A 17,488-nucleotide genomic window follows, 5' to 3' on the forward strand; every position below is an offset into this window, starting at 1 on the left:
ATGGATTTTGAAACGATTAAATACATCGAAAATGAAGGCATTGCAACGATTACGTTGAACCGGCCGTCTGCTTATAACGCCTTTACAGAAACGATGAATAAAGAAATCACGAATGCAATTAAAATCGCGAACCGAAATGATGACGTGAGGTGTATCGTGTTTACGGGGGAAGGAAAGGCATTTTGTTCGGGGCAAGATCTACAAGATGTAGATGAAGATACGAACCATGCGGACTTCTTACGCTCGCGCTACCATCCTATGCTGAAGGCCATTAAGCATACATCAAAGCCGGTCGTTGCAGCTATAAATGGCACAGCGGCTGGGGCAGGGGTGAGTTTAGCTTTAGCTGCGGATTTTCGTCTGGTTCAGCCAGATATTAAGTTTGTTAGTGCTTTTGTCGGGATTGGATTGGTCCCAGATGCAGGTTGGCTTTATATGCTTCCGAGGTTGATAGGTTATGCCAAGGCCATGGAAATAACAGTGCTTGGTAAGCCATTTTCAGGAAGAGAGGCTTATGAATGGGGCTTAGCAACAGAAGTGATCGACCCTGATGAGTGGGATGAGAAGGTGAAGGCATTTGCGCAAAACTTAGCTAACATGCCAACAAAGTCAATTGCTTTAGTTAAACGGTACATGATGGATAGTATGAATGAATCGTTTGAAGAATTTTTAGAAAAAGAGGCTTACGCTCAGCGCATTGCGGGACTGTCCAGGGATCACCAAGAAGGTGTCCATGCGTTTAAAGAAAAAAGGAAGCCTACGTTTATTGGAAAGTAAAAAAGGAGTGAATCGAACATGGAAATGACGAAAGAAGCCATTAAACAAGTCGGTGACATGAAACGTGAACACTATGCCATGATTATTAATGGGGAACGAGTGGAAAGCAGTTCAGGTAGTACGTTTGAAACTTTTAACCCTGCTAAAGGTGAAGTGATTGCGACGATTGCGAAGGCGAATGAAGAAGACGCTGAAAAAGCAGTGCAAGCAGCACGACAAGCTTTTGACCATGGAAAGTGGCGCAAGTATCCTGTTGGTAAGCGTGCACGAGTATTAAATAAAATTGCTCAAATCATGCGTTCGCGCTTTGACGAATTAGTCGAAATGGAAGTATTAAATAGTGGGAAGTCCGTTGGGGCGGCACAAGTTCAAATCAACCAGTCGATTGAAGACTTCGAGTTCTATGCTGGTGCTATTGTGGGTCATCGCGGTGAAGTGAATAACATGCCATACGGTTTCTTTAATTATACACATAAAGAGCCTGTTGGTGTATGTGCGCAAATCATTCCGTGGAATTATCCGATGATGATGGCCGCATGGAAAATTGCACCTGCGATTGCAGCTGGGTGTTCAGTCGTTATTAAACCAGCATCATTAACGCCTATTACCGCTATTATTTTAAATGAAATTTGCCATGAAGCGGGTGTGCCAGAAGGGGTTGTTAATACGGTTCCAGGTTCAGGGGCGGTTGTAGGTGATTACTTAGTGAAGCATGAAGATGTGAACAAGGTGGCCTTCACAGGTTCGACACCTACAGGGAAAGATATTATGGAAAAAGCATCTCAGACATTAAAACGTATCACGTTAGAACTTGGTGGTAAATCTCCAAATATTGTGTTTGAGGATGCGGATATGGAAGCAGCCGTTGCGGGATCGTTGTTCGGTATTTTCTTTAATACCGGTCAGTCGTGTGAAGCACGCTCGCGTATGTTCGTGCATGAAGATATTTACGATGAGTTTATGGAAAAGTTTATCGAGAAAACTCAAAAGCTTCAAACGGGTAATCCATTTAATAAAGGAACCCATCTTGGCTCGATTATTAGTCAAGAGCAGCTTGAAGTAATTGATTTCTATGTACAATCAGCGATTGAGGATGGAGCGACCATTGCAACTGGGGGTAAGCCGATGTATCCCGAAGGTTTTGAAGATGGATATTGGTATGAGCCAACGGTAATTACAGATGTGACGCCTGACATGAAGGTCGTTCAGGAAGAAATTTTTGGTCCAGTTGTGGTTGTTGAAAAATTCAAGGATGAAAAAGAGGTCATTAAACGCGCAAACGACACGAAATACGGTTTAGGTTCAGCTATTTGGACGAAAGATCAAGGTCGTGCGACTCGAGTCGCTCATCAAATCCAAGCGGGGATTGTTATGGTGAACAGTCCATTCTCAGCATTCCCAGGGACACCGTTTGGAGGCTATAAACAATCTGGCTTTGGCCGTGAATTAACTGTCGAAACACTTGATTTATACATGGAAGACAAGAGTGTTCTATCGTACTACGGTCCAAAACCATTAAACCCATTTGGAGTATAAAGTATATTCAAGGTCGAGGCATGTCTCATGTCTCGGCTGATTGTTGTTAATCGGGATTGGCGAAACCGATTAGATGATTGGCGAGACTAATCCAGTTTTTGGCGAAACGAACTGAAAGTCTAGCGAAACAAGATTTAAAAGTGGCGAAACCTGCTCATTTTTTAGCGAGAACTCGAATGAGGTTGGCGAAACATGACAAGGAGGACAAAAAATGAATCCAGTGTGCGACTTATTAAATATTAAATACCCGATCATTCAAGGTGGAATGGGGAATATCAGTAATGCCCAGCTCACGGCAGCTGTTTCCAATGCTGGCGGACTTGGAACGCTCGGTTGCGGGACAATGACACCAGAGGAAGTGGAACTAAAAATAATCGAAACAAAAAAGCTAACTGAACAACCTTTTGCCATTAATATTGCTTTAAGTGTCTCGCCACATGTTGAAGAATTAATTAACTTGGTGATCGACCACAATATTCCAGTTGTATCACTGTCTGCAGGTAATCCAGCACCATACATTCCGAGATTTCACAAATACGGAGTAAAAGTCATGACCCTGGTGGCATCGGTTAAACATGCCAAAAAAGCAGAAGAAGCGGGGGTCGATTTACTGGTTGCAGAAGGATATGAAGCGGCAGGGATTAACTCGAACTTGGAACTCACAACGTTTACCTTAGTTCCACAAATTGCCGAAAATGTTCATGTACCGGTGGTCGCGGCTGGAGGAATTGGGGATGGAAAAGGTCTTGCCGGAAGTCTTATGTTAGGAGCAAGTGGTGTCCAAATGGGAACTAGACTGATTGCTACTCAAGAAGCGCCGTTTCATAATCTTTATAAGCAAAAAATTCTAGACGATAACGGAACAGGAACCGTTATTGTTGGACGCTCTGTAGGGCAAATTAGACGAATTTTTAACACACCTTATGCTCAAAAGTTAACCGAACTAGAAAAGGCAGGTATGACACAGGAGGATTACCGAGAGATGACATCCGAAATGCATCACTGTAAAGGCGCAATTGAAGGAGATCTAGACCAAGGTTTCCTTAACAGTGGGCAAGTGAGTGGATTAATCCAAGATGTCCCTACAGTTCAACAGTTACTAGATGGCATGATGAATGAGGCTCTTCAACAAATCGATCAAACTAAACAATTATTACAAATGAATTTCTCTAAATAGTGTCTGAAAATTCAAATATTAAATTGACCCCTATATAACGCGGTGATAAAATAACGTTGAAAGAGCGTTATATCATTGGTCTAGCGAGAATATGAATGAGTAAAAATGTTTTTATTCAACATTATGAAAGCGCTTTAATACGAGCCTATTTTCTTAAAAAGAGGCGATTTGATGAAGGCAGGAATGGAAGTTGGTAGACAAGAGACGATTGAGATTGATGTAACAGAGGATATGTTTGCAAGCTTTGAAGGTCAGGTGGTTCATCCAGTTTACTCAACCGTAGCCATGGTATATCACATGGAGTGGGTGTCACGAAAAATAATCCTTCCCTTTTTAGAAGAACATGAAGAAGGGATGGGAGCGGCTGTGGAAGTTAAACACATTCATGCAGCCCCTTTAAATACAACCGTTACGTTAACGGCAACACTTGTCTCATATGAGCACCCACAAGTGATCACGAAAGTTGAGGCATATCATGATCAAACATTAATAGGTAAAGGTGAGGTAAAACAGGTCATCTTACCTAAAAAGGTTATCCGCAAAAAAATTTTTACACAAGACAAATAAGGTCAACAGTTGTTCGGGATAGTTTTTAAATCCTGTGAGGAGGATGGATATGAGCTTTTTAACGGCATCGTCTAAGAACGATAAAAATGAAAGCTTTGACCTCATGAGTAAAATGGCAGAACATGAACAAGTTGTCTTCTGTAATGATCCCTCCACGAATCTACAAGCTATCATTGCGATACATAGCACAAAACTCGGACCAGCCATTGGCGGTTGTCGCATGCAGCCATACGAAACAGTGGATGAGGCCTTAGATGATGTACTCAGGCTTTCAAAAGGTATGAGCTATAAATGTGCGGCAGCAGATGTCGATTTCGGTGGTGGTAAAGCCGTCATCATTGGTGATCCGAAAACCGATAAATCCCCAGAATTATTTCGCGCATTTGGGCAGTTCGTTGAATCACTCGGCGGTCGTTTTTACACCGGAACAGATATGGGTACGACGATGGATGATTTCGTCCATGCCTTTAAAGAAACGAAAAATATTGTTGGTATTCCTGAAGCGTATGGAGGTGGGGGTGACTCTTCCATTCCAACAGCAGAAGGTGTCATTTATGGGTTAAAAGCAACGAACAAAATGCTTTTTGGTGACGAAAATTTAAGCACGGTCACCTATGCGATTCAGGGATTAGGGAAGGTTGGTTTTAAAGTAGCTGAACGCCTCTTGCGTGAAGGTGCTTCCATTTATGTTTCAGATATTAGTGACGACAACATTGAAGCAATTCAATCGATAGCACGTTCCACGCCTGGGATGTTAACGGTGGTGGACCCGAATGATATTTACTCACAGCAGGCAGATATATTTATTCCATGCGCGCTTGGGGGAATCATTAACGATATCACAATCGAACAATTCCAATTCAAAGCGATTGCAGGTTCAGCCAACAACCAATTATTAAAAGAGGAACATGGCATTGAACTGGCTAAAAGAGGCATTTTATATGCACCAGATTACATTATTAACGCAGGCGGGCTAATTCAAGTCTCTGATGAACTTTATGGTGCTAATAAAGAACGCGTTTTGATTAAAACGAAAGAAATCTATAACACGATGATTGAGGTCTATAAACAAGCGGAGCTTAAGCAAATATCGACGGTCGAAGCAGCGAATCAGTTTTGTGAGGAAGTCATGGCTGCCAGAGAAAAGCGCAATAGTTTTTATACTCGTTCAATTCGACCAAAGTGGAATATACGTTAAGGAGGCAATGAGATGGAAGAGCAATTTCCGATTCAAAAGGTAATGGATGACCAAGGGAACATAACCGATGAGAAGACCCTTCAACAAATCGATGAAGAACTCGTGAAAAAGGCTTACTACCATATGAAACGAATACGTCTCTTTGACCGAAAAGCTATTAGCCTACAGCGTCAAGGACGGATTGGAACCTATCCGCCATTTGAAGGGCAGGAAGCCTCTCAAGTTGGCAGCGTATTAGCCCTAGGAACAGACGACTGGGTGTTTCCGACTTATCGTGACCACGGTGCGACCTTAACATTCGGAGCCGATATGGTGCGAACGTTTTTATACTGGAACGGTCGAGCAGAGGGGTGTGTCCCTCCAGAAGGTAAAAATATTTTTCCTGCTGCGGTGCCAATCGCCACACAAATCCCTCATGCAGTCGGTACCGCTTGGGCAGAAAAACGAAAAGGCACTCAAAACGTGACACTATGTTATTTCGGAGATGGCGCCACGTCTGAAGGTGATTTTCACGAAGGATTGAACTTCGCTAGCGTTTTTCAAACACCGACGATCTTTTTCAACCAAAACAATCGATATGCTATTTCGGTTCCGATTGAAAAACAAATGCACTCCAAGACCATTGCTCAAAAAGGACTAGCGTATGATCTTCCAAGTGTTCGTATTGATGGTAATGATATTTTTTCAGTTTACTTTGAAACAAAAAAAGCAGTAGAGCGAGCACGAAATGGTGGTGGACCGACATTAATTGAGGCTGTTACTTGGCGTACGGGAGCTCACACGACTGCGGACGATCCGACGAAGTACCGTCCAGAGGAACAAGGAAAAGATGTGGTAAATCCACTAGATCGACTCGAACACTTTATGAAAAACTACAGCTATTGGTACGATGCCTGGATTGATCAAATTGAACATGAGTTAACAGAAGAAGTGGAAGCGGCTGTTGAGGCAATGGAACACTTTCCGCAACCAGATCCTAGTGACTTGTTCGACCACGTATTTGCCAACCCACCTGAACAGTTGTCAGAACAAAAACAATCCTATCTTGAACTTCTAGGGAGGGGGTAAGATGGACGTCAAAATGGAACGAAAAGCTGAACAAACGAATTCGACTCAAGTGTTAACAATGGTTCAAGCCATTAATGATGGTTTGAAAACGATGCTTGAAGAAGATGATACAACAATCTTACTTGGCGAAGATATTGGGAAAAATGGTGGTGTGTTCCGAGCAACTGAAGGGTTACAGGAACAGTTCGGAGAGGATCGCGTCGTTGATACCCCACTATCAGAGTCTGGGATTGTTGGTACATCAGTTGGTCTTGCGGTAAATGGCTTTAAGCCAGTTGCAGAGATGCAGTTTATGGGCTTTATTTATCCAGCTTATGATCAGATTATGACCCATGTGTCGAGGTTGCGCATGAAAACAATGGGGCATTATTCTGTTCCGATGGTTATTAGAGCCCCTTATGGAGCGGGAATTCGAGCACCTGAGATTCACTCGGATAGTGCTGAGGCTCTTTTTACTCATATGCCAGGCATTAAAGTCGTCTGCCCATCCACACCTTATGACGCAAAGGGGTTGCTGATTGCAGCAATTGAAGATCCAGATCCGGTGTTGTTTATGGAACCGATGAGAAGTTATCGTGCCCAACGAGAAGAGGTTCCTGAAGGTAAGTACACCGTTGAGATTGGAAAAGGAGAAAAGCTTCAAGAAGGAACGGATGTTACGTTGATTGCTTGGGGTGCCATGATTCCAGTGGCGAAACAAGCAGCAAAACAAGTAGAGCAAAAAGAGATTAGTTGTGAAATTTTAGATTTAAAGACCCTTTATCCGCTTGATCGAGACTTGATTGCAGAATCAGTACAGAAAACCGGACGCGCGATCATCATTCATGAAGCTCACGCAACTGGCGGACTTGGAAACGATCTAATCTCGGAGATTAACGACACATCGTTTTTATACTTAAGGTCGCCCATTGAGCGAGTCACTGGCTTTGATGTACCAGTCCCTTTTTTCGCGCTTGAAGATCACTACTTACCCACACCACAACGCGTACTACAAAGTATTGAAAAAGCAGTCCATTTCTAAAGGGAGGACGCTATGATGATAGAAGTTAAATTACATGATATTGGTGAAGGCATGACGGAAGGTGAAATCGTTCACTATTACGTTAAAGAAGGCGATATGGTGAAAACCGATCAGCCATTAGTCGAAGTACAGACCGACAAAATGGTTGCTGAACTTCCTTCACCAGGCACAGGTCAGATAAAAGAAATCCTCATTCCGATAGGCGAGACGGTTCAGGTTGGTACAACGCTTTTATTAATTGAAGGAGAAGGTGCAGACAAATCGCATAGGGAAGATCAGCCGGAAGAACAACCCGCTCAAACAGTAACTAAAGAGTTAACAAATAAACGAATAACTACGAAGGTTAATAGAGTGTTAGCGACACCATATACTCGAAAAATAGCTCGTGATCACGGGATTGATATAGAACAGGTCCCTGCGTCAGATCCATCAGGGCGCGTGACAGAAGAGGATATCTATCAATATATTAACCAATCTCATGAGCCAGTCATTGAAGAGACATTAGAAGTAGAACCTCCTCAATCAAACTCAGATGAGATTCCATTCCGGGGCATTCGAAAACAAATCGCTCAGAAAATGACCCAGTCATTATATACCATTCCTCACGTCACTCATTTTGATGAAGTTGAACTTACTCGTTTAATGGAACTTCGCGAAGAATTGAAAGCTGACGGCATCTCGGTTTCTGTTCCTGCCTTTTTTATGAAAGCATTAGTCTTCGCTTTAAAAGGCTTCCCAGTATTCAATGCAGAGCTCGATGAGACACAAGAAACGATTAAATTGAAAAAAGAATACAATATTGGTCTGGCAACAGACACGGAAGATGGGCTAATGGTGCCTGTTATTCACGGAGCTGACCGAAAATCAATCCAACAGCTGCATAAAGACATTAAAGACCTCACTCAAAAAGCAAAGGAGAGAAAACTGGAACCGAAACATATGAAAAATGGTACTTTCACAATGAGTAATGTCGGACCGCTTGGCAGTACGGGTGCGACACCAATCATTAACTACCCAGAAACAGCTCTCATTGCGTTTCATAAAACGAAAAAACGTCCAGTTATTAATGATCAAGATGAAATCGTGATCGGCCAGATGATGAATCTATCTATGTCATTTGATCATCGAGTGGCTGACGGAGCAACAGCTGTCGCTTTTACGAACCGATTCATTAGTTTAATAGAGAACCCGAGCAAACTCATGCTGGAGATGATATAAATGGTTGTCGGTGAAATGATTGAAGAGAGAGATCTAGTCATTATCGGAGGTGGCCCTGGCGGTTATACAGCAGCTATTCGAGCGGCACAACTAGGTTTGAACGTAACCTTAATAGAAAAGGATCAGCTCGGGGGTATCTGTTTGAACCAAGGATGCATTCCATCTAAGGTTTGGGCATATGCCGCCCGCAAGCAATCCGAGATTCCTCACATGAAGCAGCTAGGTTTTGATATGGAATCCCCAAAGTTGAATCTCGATCAGCTATTAACTTATAAATCTAACGTGACCGAGCAATTACGAAAAGGAGTAGAGTCGTTATGCCAAGGGAATCAAGTCGAAGTAATCCAAGGCAAGGCGACGTTCACTAGTGATAACAAAATGGGTGTTGAAAATGGGCATCAGTTTGATATCTATCAATTTAAAAAAGCGATCATCGCAACGGGGTGCACAGCCACTTTACCTAAAAGTTTTTCTCATAACTACGAGCGTGTTGTTTTATCGCATGACATATTTAGGTTAAAAGAATTACCCAATCATTTAATCGTATATGGAAGCGACGATATTTCACTCGAGGTCGCGATAGATTATCAGTCGTTTGGTAGTCAGGTGACATTGATTTTACCGGACGCCCTCACACTTGATCCATCGATAGAAAAAGAATTAATGCGCGTGTTTAAGAAGAAAAAGATTAAAGTTATTAAAGGGGTAAATGGATTATCAATTGAAGAAACAGATGACCAAGTGCAGCTTGAGTTCACCGATGATCAAGGTAAAGAACGCTTGATTGAAGGAACGCATTTATACACGAGTGGTATGCGTAAGCCTAATGTGGAGGAATTAGGCCTTGCACGATTTGGTGTTGATCAGATAGAAGACGGTTATATCGTCGTGAATAATCATGCACAAACCTCGAATCCTAATATTTATGCGATTGGAGACGTAACTGCGGAAGGGCCTGCGCTTGCCGTTAAGGCTATTAAACAGGGGAAAGTGGCAGCTGAAGCTATAGCAGGGGGCAACCCTGAAGCTGACCTAACGTTCTTACCAACTATTATTCATACGACTCCTCCAATCGCATCCGTCGGTTTAACCGAAACTGTGGCGAAAGAGCATGGTCTTGAGTATCAAATTGGTGAATTTTCATTAAAAGCTAATGGATTCGCAATGTTATCAGGCCAAAAGGAAGGCCTAATCAAAGTGGTTAGTGACGCTAAAACTGAAATTATTTTAGGCATTCATATGATTGGATCTGGCGCCATAGAATTATCTAGTAGCTTTGTCCAGCTGCTGGAAATGGCAGCCAAAGAAGAAGACGTCCACTTTCCAAACTACGCGCATCCAAGTATGAATGAAGGCTTGCTTGAGGCAGTAGAAGCTCTAACAGGTCATTCGATTCACCAAATTGATTCAAAAAAGAAGCCTCATACGTCTGACAGTCTTACAGTAAAGATCAGGTAGGCATAAGCGAAAATGGTAAAACATTTAATATCACGACTCTATGTTATTTCGAACTCGTGCAATTAAAATTAAAAGATAGTGAAAGGAGTTTTGACTAGGAGTATCGAATCATCTTATATTAAACAACTTGAGTGTGTCGAACTAGAGGAGTGCATTTTTAAAATGAGGGGGAAGCGTTGAATGAGAAAAATGTTTCAATTGTTAGGGGTGGCAGTCATTGGAATGGGACTGCTTGCCGCATGTGGAGAAGGTGATGATTCCGGTTCAGGTGATGGTGAATCATACCTAGTAGGGGCGACTCAAATTGTAGAGCACCCGTCACTAGACAGAGCTTATGAAGGTTTTCAAGATGCGTTAGAAGACGCTGGTCTGGATGTTGAATATGATTTCAGTAGTGCTCAAAATGATCAAAACAATGTTAAGACCATTTCAGACGGGTTTGTTGCTGATAATGTTGACTTAATTTTTGCGAATTCAACACCAAGTGCACTTGGTGCGTTGAATGCAACTAGTGAGATTCCAATCGTATATACATCTGTTACAGACCCTGTTGATGCAGGTTTAGTTCCATCAATGGACGAAGCGGGTGAAAATATTACGGGAGTATCTGACCTGCACCCAGATGCGATTAGCACCACAGTTGAGTTTATTGATCAATACTTTGAAGGTTCAAGTGTTGGGTTAATCTATAACGCTGGTGAGCCAAACTCTGTCTCACAAATTGATGTGGTTAAAGAAGCGGCTGAAGGAACAAGCTTAACACTTGTGGAACGTAACGTTGCGAATGCTTCTGAAGTCCAACAAGCAGCTCAATCGCTAGTTAGCGAAATTGATGTTTTCTTCATTGTAACAGATAACACAGTCGTAGAAGCGTTAGATAGTGTTGTAGGGGTAGCGAATGAACAAGATATTCCACTAATTACAGGGGAACCGGACTCCTTAACAAAAGGTGGTTTTGCTACGTTCGGAATCGATTACCATACAATTGGTTATAGAGCGGGTGAAATGGCAGCAGACATTTTAAGTGGAGAACAATCACCAAGTGAAATTGTGCCAGAATATCCACCTGAAATTCAACTCTTCATAAACAAAGAAGCAGCTGATGAACAAGGAGTCGAATGGAACGACGAGTGGGATGAAGATGCTCAGTTCATTGAAGCGGAAGAATAAGTATAATATGTAAAGCAGGCTGAGGCCTGCTTTACTGATATACATAGACCGAAAAGGAGGACGTCATGTTAATCGCATTATTTGGTGCAGTTGAGTCAGGGGTTATATATGCCATTATGGCACTAGGTGTTTATTTATCCTTCCGAGTATTAGACTTCCCAGATCTAACCGTTGATGGAAGCTTTGTTACCGGAGCAGGTATTTCAGCAATACTAATTGTAAACGGAACTTCACCAGTGATTGCAACTTTGATTGGAGCATTAGCTGGATTTATTGCCGGCTGTCTCACGGGTCTCCTTCATACTGCGGGGAAAATTAACGCACTTTTAGCCGGAATTTTAATGATGATTGCTCTTTATTCTATTAATCTACGTTTTATGGGACAACCAACTGTCTCCTTACTAAATGAATCGACATTAATCAGTCAGATCCAATCCGCATGGGCTTCAACAGGTATTGATACAGGTCTAAATGCTGTACTACAAGCCTTAGGAGCTGACCGAGTTCCAACGACCTGGGGAATTTTCATTGTGATGACCGTTCTAACAGTCGTAATCAAATTTTTACTCGACTATTTTTTGAAAACAGAAATCGGCCTAGCCATTCGTGCAACAGGCGATAACCAAAAGATGATTCGTAGTTTATCAGCAAATACGAACTTCTTAATCATTGTAGGAATCGGTTTATCTAACGCGCTAGTCGCATTATCCGGAGCATTGGTTGGACAGCTTGGTGGGTTTGCGAACCTAAATATGGGAATTGGTATGATTGTGATTGGCTTAGCCTCGGTCATTATTGGCGAAGCCTTATTCGGTAAAAAGACGATTACTAGAGTGACACTGGCTGTCATTTTAGGAGCGATTGTTTATCGGATAGTGGTTACGCTTGCTTTACGAGTCGACTTCCTAGAATCGAGCGACTTGAAACTCATTACCGCAGTCTTAGTCATCGCTGCACTTGTAACACCAAAAGTTTTACAAGCCCGAAGAGAGAAAAAACGTCGATTGGCAAAACGTGCCGCCCTAGTCGAACAAAAGGAGCGTGAGGCCAGTGCTTAAAATTGAAGATGTGTCCATGACGTTTAACGAAAATACACCTGATGAAAAGAAAGCCTTACAACGAATTAACCTGGAACTTGAAAAAGGTGAATTCGTCACAGTGATCGGTAGTAACGGAGCAGGAAAATCAACCCTTATGAATGTCATCTCCGGAAGCCTTATTCCAGATGTTGGAGATGTTTATATCAATGACCAAAACGTTGTTCACTTACCTGAGTATAAACGCTCAAAGATGATTGGACGTGTATTCCAAGACCCTATGGCCGGTACGGCACCATCCATGACGATAGAAGAAAACTTAGCCATGGCCTACGCGCGTGATAAAAAACGAAAACTTGTGCCAGGGGTTAACAAAAAGCGAAAGGATCATTTTAGAGAATATCTAGAGACGTTAAACCTTGGCCTAGAAGACCGATTGAACGCTAAAGTTGGTTTTCTATCTGGTGGTGAGCGTCAAGCTTTATCATTACTGATGGCAACCTTCACCGAACCATATATTTTGTTATTAGATGAGCATACGGCTGCACTAGATCCATCTAGAGCAGAACTCATCACTAAAATTACAAAAGATGTCGTCGCCAAGTTCGGTCTCACAACGATGATGGTTACCCATAATATGCAACAGGCTCTAGATCTCGGTGACCGCCTGTTCATGATGGATAAAGGCCAAATCATTTTTGATATCAAAGGAGAAGAAAAACAAAATCTAACGATCAAAAATTTACTCGACGAATTCCAGCGCATTCGTGGTAAGCAAATCGAGAGTGATCGTGCTGTATTAGGGTAAAAGATTAGCTCGCCATCTTCGGCGAGCTTTTTCTAGGTCTACGTTACGTATAAGTCATTTTGAAATTAAATTATTGTAGAAGAAATCCGTTTTTAACATTAAACAAAAGGGAGGGGTTAGATGAATGCTGCTTTACAGTCAGAGGAATCAGTGAAAGTGGTTTTTATTTCGCAAAATGATGAGAAGCTCGAAGAAGTCAATTTGAACTCACCACAATTAATAGCTCTACTCAATGCCAAACAGATCTGGATTGAGAAGTTTGAAGAAAACCTTAAAATTAAGAACACTGTTTGGTCTTATACAAACCAAAACATATCACTACAAGTGTATTGAGTCCTCTGTTTGAAGCCATTATAAGCCCACTCAAAGACAGTGCATAAGCCCGTTTTTAATGAAATAAAAAAATTCTCAAGTTTAATTCATTTCAAAATGACGAAATATTTTATATACTAGTAATCATATCGGAATTAAATGAATTGTGAGGAGGAACAAGATGAGTGAAAAAATATACGTCATTCACGAAAATGATGAATGGACGAAACCACTAATTGATGCACTTGAAGAGCTCAATGTACCATACGAAGACTGGTTTATAAATGAAGGAAATGTCGACCTTTCTGAAGAGCCACCAAAAGGTATTTTCTACAATCGTATGAGTGCTTCATCTCATTCTAGAGGCCACCGTTATGCCCCAGAATTAACGATGGCAGTTTTATCTTGGTTAGAAGGTCATGGTCGCACCGTGCTTAATGGAAGCCACGCGCTAGACCTTGAAGTCAATAAAGCTAGACAATATAGTGCGCTTGAAAGCCACGGGATTAAAACGCCTAAAACAGTCGTAACCGTTGGAAAAGAAAGCTTAATTCAAGCTGCTGAAAAAATGGATAAACCTTTTATTACGAAGCACAACCGTGCAGGAAAAGGATTAGGCGTTCAATTATTCCATAGTGTCGAGGCGCTAGAGGCATACGTCAACAGCTCGGAATTCGAAGAACCAATTGATGGCGTGACGTTATTACAGCAATATATTCAATCAGAGGATTCTACGATTACAAGATGTGAATTCGTTGATGGCCAATTCCTTTATGCTGTTCGAGTGGATACATCAGAAGGATTCGAGCTATGCCCAGCAGATGCTTGTACCATTGATGATAACTTCTGCTTAACAACAGAAAATACAAAAGAAAAATTTAAAATTATCCCAGATTTTAAAGATCCCATTATTGATCAGTATGAATCATTCCTAAAAGCACATAACATTAACTTTGCCGGAATAGAATTCATTCGAGACGAACAAGGGCAACTGTACACTTACGACATTAACACGAACACGAACTACAATGCCGATGCAGAAAGTAAAGTTCAACTATATGGCATGAAAGAAGTAGCAAGAGCGTTAGCTAATAAACTCGAAAAAACATTGGTTTAATAGATTTCGATAGGGGGATGACAATGAGATACGGATTCTGGTTACCGATTTTCGGAGGATGGTTACGCAACGTAGAAGATGAACAAATGCCTCCAACATTTGATTATGCCAAGAAGGTTATTCAAGCAGCAGAACAATGGGGTTACGATACAACCTTAATTGCAGAACTTTACCTTAATGACATTAAAGGAACAAAAGCAGATTCCCTAGAAGCATGGTCAACCGCAGCAGCGCTCGCTGCCGTCACCGAAAAAATTGAAATCATGGTAGCTGTACGGCCGATTTACCATAACCCTGCTGTCACAGCTAAAATGGCAGCTAACATTGACCACATTAGTAATGGACGCTTTACCTTGAACATCGTCTCCGGCTGGTGGCAAGAAGAGGCAATTCAATACAATGGCGAATTTACAGCTCATGAGGATCGTTATAACCGAACAGGGGAATTCCTCGATGTCCTAAAAGGGATGTGGACTGAAGAAAGCTTTTCATATGACGGGAAATTTTATCATGTTCAAAATGCTCAATTGTCTCCAAAACCTGTTCAAAAACCAAATCCAATTCTCTATGCAGGTGGCGAAAGTAATCACGGCAAAGCTTTAATTAGTGAAAACTGTGATGCCTACGTAATGCATGGTGGAACAGTAGAGGAAATTGGTGAGAAAATCAACGACATGAAGTCTAGAAGAGATAAGCTAGGACGTGAGCCTTTCAAATCGTTTGGAATGGCTGCCTATGTCATCTGCCGCGACACAGAAGAAGAAGCTCTAGCCGAATTAGAGCGAATCACAGACGTTAAAGAATCGGATGGATACGCCGGCATGAAGGATTTCACAACCAAATCCGAATTAGAGAAAAAGATCTCACTTCAAGATTACTCGGTATCGAACAGAGGATTAAGACCCAACCTCATTGGAACACCTGACCAAATCGCTAAACGTATTTTGGAATATGAAGAACAAGGCTTAGATCTTCTACTTTTACAATGTTCTCCACAATACGAAGAAATGGAACGCTTCTCAAAACAAGTCATGCCACTCGTTGAAAAATATCGTAAACAATATCAACAAAATTAACATGTACACGTGAATTCAAACCATGAATTCACGTGTTTTTTGTATGTTAGAATAAAGTTGGAAAATAATAGCACAAAAATAGGAGTGACCTCGATCAAACAAATTGATCAATGGGGGAGTGATTAACATAATTAAGGCAGTTATATTTGATTTAGATGGTACATTGTTAGATCGGGACCAATCCGTCATCCAATTCATAGATAACCAGTATCAACGTTATCACGAAAGGTTAAATCATATTCCAAAAGACACATATATTAGAAGGTTTATAGAACTAGATACTAGAGGCTATGTCTCGAAAGAAAAAGTTTATCAAACATTAGTGAAAGAGTTTAAGAATACAAACTTAACTTGTGAAGCATTACTTCAAGATTATAGGACTCAATTTAAACATCATTGTATTCCTTTTCCCAACCTGCATAGTGTGTTAGAAGGCTTACATAATAAGAATCTTAGGTTAGGATTGATTTCAAACGGAAAAGGACAGTTTCAGATGGATAACGTTGAAGTCTTAGGAATTAAAGAATACTTTGATACGATTCTTATTTCAGAATGGGAAGGTATGAAAAAACCAGACCCCAAGATTTTTCAAAAAGCCTTACATCAATTAAACGTACAATCGAATAAAAGCCTGTTTGTTGGGGATCATCCTGAAAAAGATATTCAAGGAGCTCAAAATATTGGCATGATTAGCGTATGGAAGCGAGATGATTATTGGAAAAATACAAAAGCAGAATACATCATAGAAAACTTGCAGGATTTATTATCTGTTCTTGAGGAATTGAATAAGGGATAGGAGGAGACGAATGGAAATCAGAGCTTTTAAATCTAGTGACGAAGTTGGCTGGGTTCGTTGTCGAACACTATCATTCTTAGATACGGCGTATTTTGATAATGTGTTAAATAAAAAAGAGACTTATGAGAACCCGGCGATTGAACTCGTGGCTATAGATGATGGAAAAGTTGTCGGTTTGCTAGATATTGAATACGAGGAAAAGGAAAAAACAGTCTGTACAAGAGGTCGAGGACTTGGTGGGATGATTTGGCATATTGCCACACACCCAGATGTTCAAAGAAAAGGTATAGGATCCAAGCTATTAGAAAAGGCAGAATCCATTTGTAGAGAAAAAGGGATCGAATACCTTGAAGCATGGACCCGAGATGATGAATGGGTCAATCATTGGTATGCTCGTAACGATTTTGAAAAGGTCTACACTTATTTACACGTTTATCTGGAAGGAAAAGAAGAAGTCGATTCATCGATAAAAGCTCAAGATTCAAACCTTAAAGTGCTGCAAGCATTTGCTCACTACACAGGGGATCAAATGGATGAAGTTATATCCAAGTTTAATAGAGTTCATGAATGTCATTGTTATGAAAAACGAATTAGTAATTAAAAAAGGACTGATACTAATGAACACATATCCAATTAAAGAACTTCAATCACAAGATGAAATTCTAGAAGCATTCCCCATCATGAATCAGTTGCGTACTCATCTTGATGAAGCCACCTATCTTGATTTAGTACAAGAGGCACAGGAGAAAGACCGATATAAAATGTTTGCGTTAATAGATCAAAACGAAATAGTCGCAGTCATTGGTTTTAAACCTATGACAACTCTATATTACGGCAGGTTTGTTTGGGTGTGTGATTTAGTCACGGACTCTAATAAACGCTCAAAAGGCTATGGTGAGAAACTACTATCATTTGTTCATGAGTGGGCAAAAGAAAATCATTATGAAAGTGTTGCTTTATCTTCAGGATTACAACGTCATGAGGCACACCGTTTCTATGAAAATAAAATGAATTATGACAAAGTGAGCTTTGTGTTTAAAAACAATTTGAAATAAATATGTTGTGACCGTCAAGTAAAATTGAACACTTTTTGCTAATTAATTTTGTACACTTTCTTCCTCAAAAATGGAAGTTCTGTTCTTCATTCGATAA

Annotated in this window: 18 protein-coding genes; all 18 read left to right on the plus strand. The window is 41.0% G+C overall.

From position 1 onward, the window contains the following. The 18 genes from BMY57_RS12110 to BMY57_RS12195 all read left to right on the plus strand — a co-directional run bounded on the left by BMY57_RS12110 (window position 1) and on the right by BMY57_RS12195 (window position 17,391). On the plus strand, window positions 1-777 hold the full coding sequence (locus BMY57_RS12110) for an enoyl-CoA hydratase/isomerase family protein (RefSeq protein ID WP_091774674.1): 777 nt from the start codon (window positions 1-3) through the stop codon (window positions 775-777). Window positions 778-795: 18 nt separating this feature from the next. Beyond that, complete coding sequence (locus BMY57_RS12115; protein ID WP_091774676.1) at window positions 796-2,313, plus strand: aldehyde dehydrogenase family protein; 1,518 nt, start codon at window positions 796-798, stop codon at window positions 2,311-2,313. 211 nt (window positions 2,314-2,524) lie between these two features. Beyond that, window positions 2,525-3,490, plus strand: a complete 966-nt coding sequence (locus tag BMY57_RS12120) for an NAD(P)H-dependent flavin oxidoreductase (protein WP_091774678.1) — start codon at window positions 2,525-2,527, stop codon at window positions 3,488-3,490. Window positions 3,491-3,661: 171 nt separating this feature from the next. Further along, window positions 3,662-4,057 carry a thioesterase family protein gene (locus tag BMY57_RS12125; RefSeq protein ID WP_091774679.1) on the plus strand — a complete coding sequence of 132 codons (396 nt, stop codon included), beginning with the start codon at window positions 3,662-3,664 and terminating at the stop codon, window positions 4,055-4,057. 49 nt (window positions 4,058-4,106) lie between these two features. After that, window positions 4,107-5,255 carry a Leu/Phe/Val dehydrogenase gene (locus tag BMY57_RS12130; RefSeq protein ID WP_091774681.1) on the plus strand — a complete coding sequence of 383 codons (1,149 nt, stop codon included), beginning with the start codon at window positions 4,107-4,109 and terminating at the stop codon, window positions 5,253-5,255. Window positions 5,256-5,267: 12 nt separating this feature from the next. After that, entirely contained in the window at window positions 5,268-6,323 is a 1,056-nt protein-coding gene (gene pdhA / locus BMY57_RS12135) for a pyruvate dehydrogenase (acetyl-transferring) E1 component subunit alpha (protein ID WP_091774683.1), read from the plus strand. Between the two features lies 1 nt (window position 6,324). Continuing rightward, on the plus strand, window positions 6,325-7,344 hold the full coding sequence (locus BMY57_RS12140; RefSeq protein WP_091774685.1) for an alpha-ketoacid dehydrogenase subunit beta: 1,020 nt from the start codon (window positions 6,325-6,327) through the stop codon (window positions 7,342-7,344). 15 nt (window positions 7,345-7,359) lie between these two features. After that, window positions 7,360-8,562 (plus strand): dihydrolipoamide acetyltransferase family protein, encoded by a 1,203-nt coding sequence (locus BMY57_RS12145; RefSeq protein ID WP_091774687.1) that lies wholly within the window; start codon window positions 7,360-7,362, stop codon window positions 8,560-8,562. Next, window positions 8,563-10,020, plus strand: coding sequence for a dihydrolipoyl dehydrogenase (gene lpdA / locus BMY57_RS12150; protein ID WP_091774689.1), 1,458 nt, complete (start codon window positions 8,563-8,565; stop codon window positions 10,018-10,020). A 180-nt stretch (window positions 10,021-10,200) separates the two neighbouring features. Next, window positions 10,201-11,190, plus strand: coding sequence for an ABC transporter substrate-binding protein (locus BMY57_RS12155; RefSeq protein ID WP_091774691.1), 990 nt, complete (start codon window positions 10,201-10,203; stop codon window positions 11,188-11,190). A gap of 65 nt (window positions 11,191-11,255) precedes the next feature. Then, window positions 11,256-12,248 carry an ABC transporter permease gene (locus BMY57_RS12160; protein WP_091774693.1) on the plus strand — a complete coding sequence of 331 codons (993 nt, stop codon included), beginning with the start codon at window positions 11,256-11,258 and terminating at the stop codon, window positions 12,246-12,248. Continuing rightward, entirely contained in the window at window positions 12,241-13,035 is a 795-nt protein-coding gene (locus tag BMY57_RS12165; protein ID WP_091774695.1) for an ABC transporter ATP-binding protein, read from the plus strand. Before BMY57_RS12160 ends, BMY57_RS12165 begins: the two co-directional genes overlap by 8 nt. Before the next feature lie 120 nt (window positions 13,036-13,155). Then, window positions 13,156-13,368 carry a hypothetical protein gene (locus tag BMY57_RS12170; protein ID WP_091774697.1) on the plus strand — a complete coding sequence of 71 codons (213 nt, stop codon included), beginning with the start codon at window positions 13,156-13,158 and terminating at the stop codon, window positions 13,366-13,368. Between the two features lie 160 nt (window positions 13,369-13,528). Beyond that, complete coding sequence (locus BMY57_RS12175) at window positions 13,529-14,464, plus strand: ATP-grasp domain-containing protein (protein ID WP_091774699.1); 936 nt, start codon at window positions 13,529-13,531, stop codon at window positions 14,462-14,464. Window positions 14,465-14,487: 23 nt separating this feature from the next. Further along, window positions 14,488-15,540 (plus strand): LLM class flavin-dependent oxidoreductase, encoded by a 1,053-nt coding sequence (locus tag BMY57_RS12180; protein ID WP_091774701.1) that lies wholly within the window; start codon window positions 14,488-14,490, stop codon window positions 15,538-15,540. Between the two features lie 118 nt (window positions 15,541-15,658). Next, window positions 15,659-16,336: an HAD family hydrolase gene (locus tag BMY57_RS12185; RefSeq protein WP_369678860.1), complete on the plus strand. Its 678-nt coding sequence runs from the start codon at window positions 15,659-15,661 to the stop codon at window positions 16,334-16,336. A gap of 10 nt (window positions 16,337-16,346) precedes the next feature. Next, a complete protein-coding gene (locus BMY57_RS12190) occupies window positions 16,347-16,937 on the plus strand; it encodes a GNAT family N-acetyltransferase (RefSeq protein WP_091774703.1) in 591 nt (196 codons plus the stop codon). A gap of 16 nt (window positions 16,938-16,953) precedes the next feature. After that, the gene (locus BMY57_RS12195; RefSeq protein ID WP_091774710.1) at window positions 16,954-17,391 is read left to right on the plus strand and encodes a GNAT family N-acetyltransferase; all 438 of its coding nucleotides are present in this window, start codon (window positions 16,954-16,956) and stop codon (window positions 17,389-17,391) included. The last annotated feature ends 97 nt before the right edge of the window (window positions 17,392-17,488 follow it).

The organism is Piscibacillus halophilus (assembly GCF_900110685.1).
GTDB classification, from domain to species: Bacteria; Bacillota; Bacilli; order Bacillales; family Alkalibacillaceae; genus Piscibacillus; species Piscibacillus halophilus.

What these genes read in the sequence shown, in the direction of transcription:
- BMY57_RS12110 (WP_091774674.1), top strand. Translation starts at nt 1, where the DNA reads ATGGATTTTGAAACGATTAAATACATCGAAAATGAAGGCATTGCAACG.
- BMY57_RS12115 (WP_091774676.1), top strand. Translation starts at nt 796, where the DNA reads ATGGAAATGACGAAAGAAGCCATTAAACAAGTCGGTGACATGAAACGT.
- BMY57_RS12120 (WP_091774678.1), top strand. Translation starts at nt 2,525, where the DNA reads ATGAATCCAGTGTGCGACTTATTAAATATTAAATACCCGATCATTCAA.
- BMY57_RS12125 (WP_091774679.1), top strand. Translation starts at nt 3,662, where the DNA reads ATGAAGGCAGGAATGGAAGTTGGTAGACAAGAGACGATTGAGATTGAT.
- BMY57_RS12130 (WP_091774681.1), top strand. Translation starts at nt 4,107, where the DNA reads ATGAGCTTTTTAACGGCATCGTCTAAGAACGATAAAAATGAAAGCTTT.
- pdhA (WP_091774683.1), top strand. Translation starts at nt 5,268, where the DNA reads ATGGAAGAGCAATTTCCGATTCAAAAGGTAATGGATGACCAAGGGAAC.
- BMY57_RS12140 (WP_091774685.1), top strand. Translation starts at nt 6,325, where the DNA reads ATGGACGTCAAAATGGAACGAAAAGCTGAACAAACGAATTCGACTCAA.
- BMY57_RS12145 (WP_091774687.1), top strand. Translation starts at nt 7,360, where the DNA reads ATGATAGAAGTTAAATTACATGATATTGGTGAAGGCATGACGGAAGGT.
- lpdA (WP_091774689.1), top strand. Translation starts at nt 8,563, where the DNA reads ATGGTTGTCGGTGAAATGATTGAAGAGAGAGATCTAGTCATTATCGGA.
- BMY57_RS12155 (WP_091774691.1), top strand. Translation starts at nt 10,201, where the DNA reads ATGAGAAAAATGTTTCAATTGTTAGGGGTGGCAGTCATTGGAATGGGA.
- BMY57_RS12160 (WP_091774693.1), top strand. Translation starts at nt 11,256, where the DNA reads ATGTTAATCGCATTATTTGGTGCAGTTGAGTCAGGGGTTATATATGCC.
- BMY57_RS12170 (WP_091774697.1), top strand. Translation starts at nt 13,156, where the DNA reads ATGAATGCTGCTTTACAGTCAGAGGAATCAGTGAAAGTGGTTTTTATT.
- BMY57_RS12175 (WP_091774699.1), top strand. Translation starts at nt 13,529, where the DNA reads ATGAGTGAAAAAATATACGTCATTCACGAAAATGATGAATGGACGAAA.
- BMY57_RS12180 (WP_091774701.1), top strand. Translation starts at nt 14,488, where the DNA reads ATGAGATACGGATTCTGGTTACCGATTTTCGGAGGATGGTTACGCAAC.
- BMY57_RS12190 (WP_091774703.1), top strand. Translation starts at nt 16,347, where the DNA reads ATGGAAATCAGAGCTTTTAAATCTAGTGACGAAGTTGGCTGGGTTCGT.
- BMY57_RS12195 (WP_091774710.1), top strand. Translation starts at nt 16,954, where the DNA reads ATGAACACATATCCAATTAAAGAACTTCAATCACAAGATGAAATTCTA.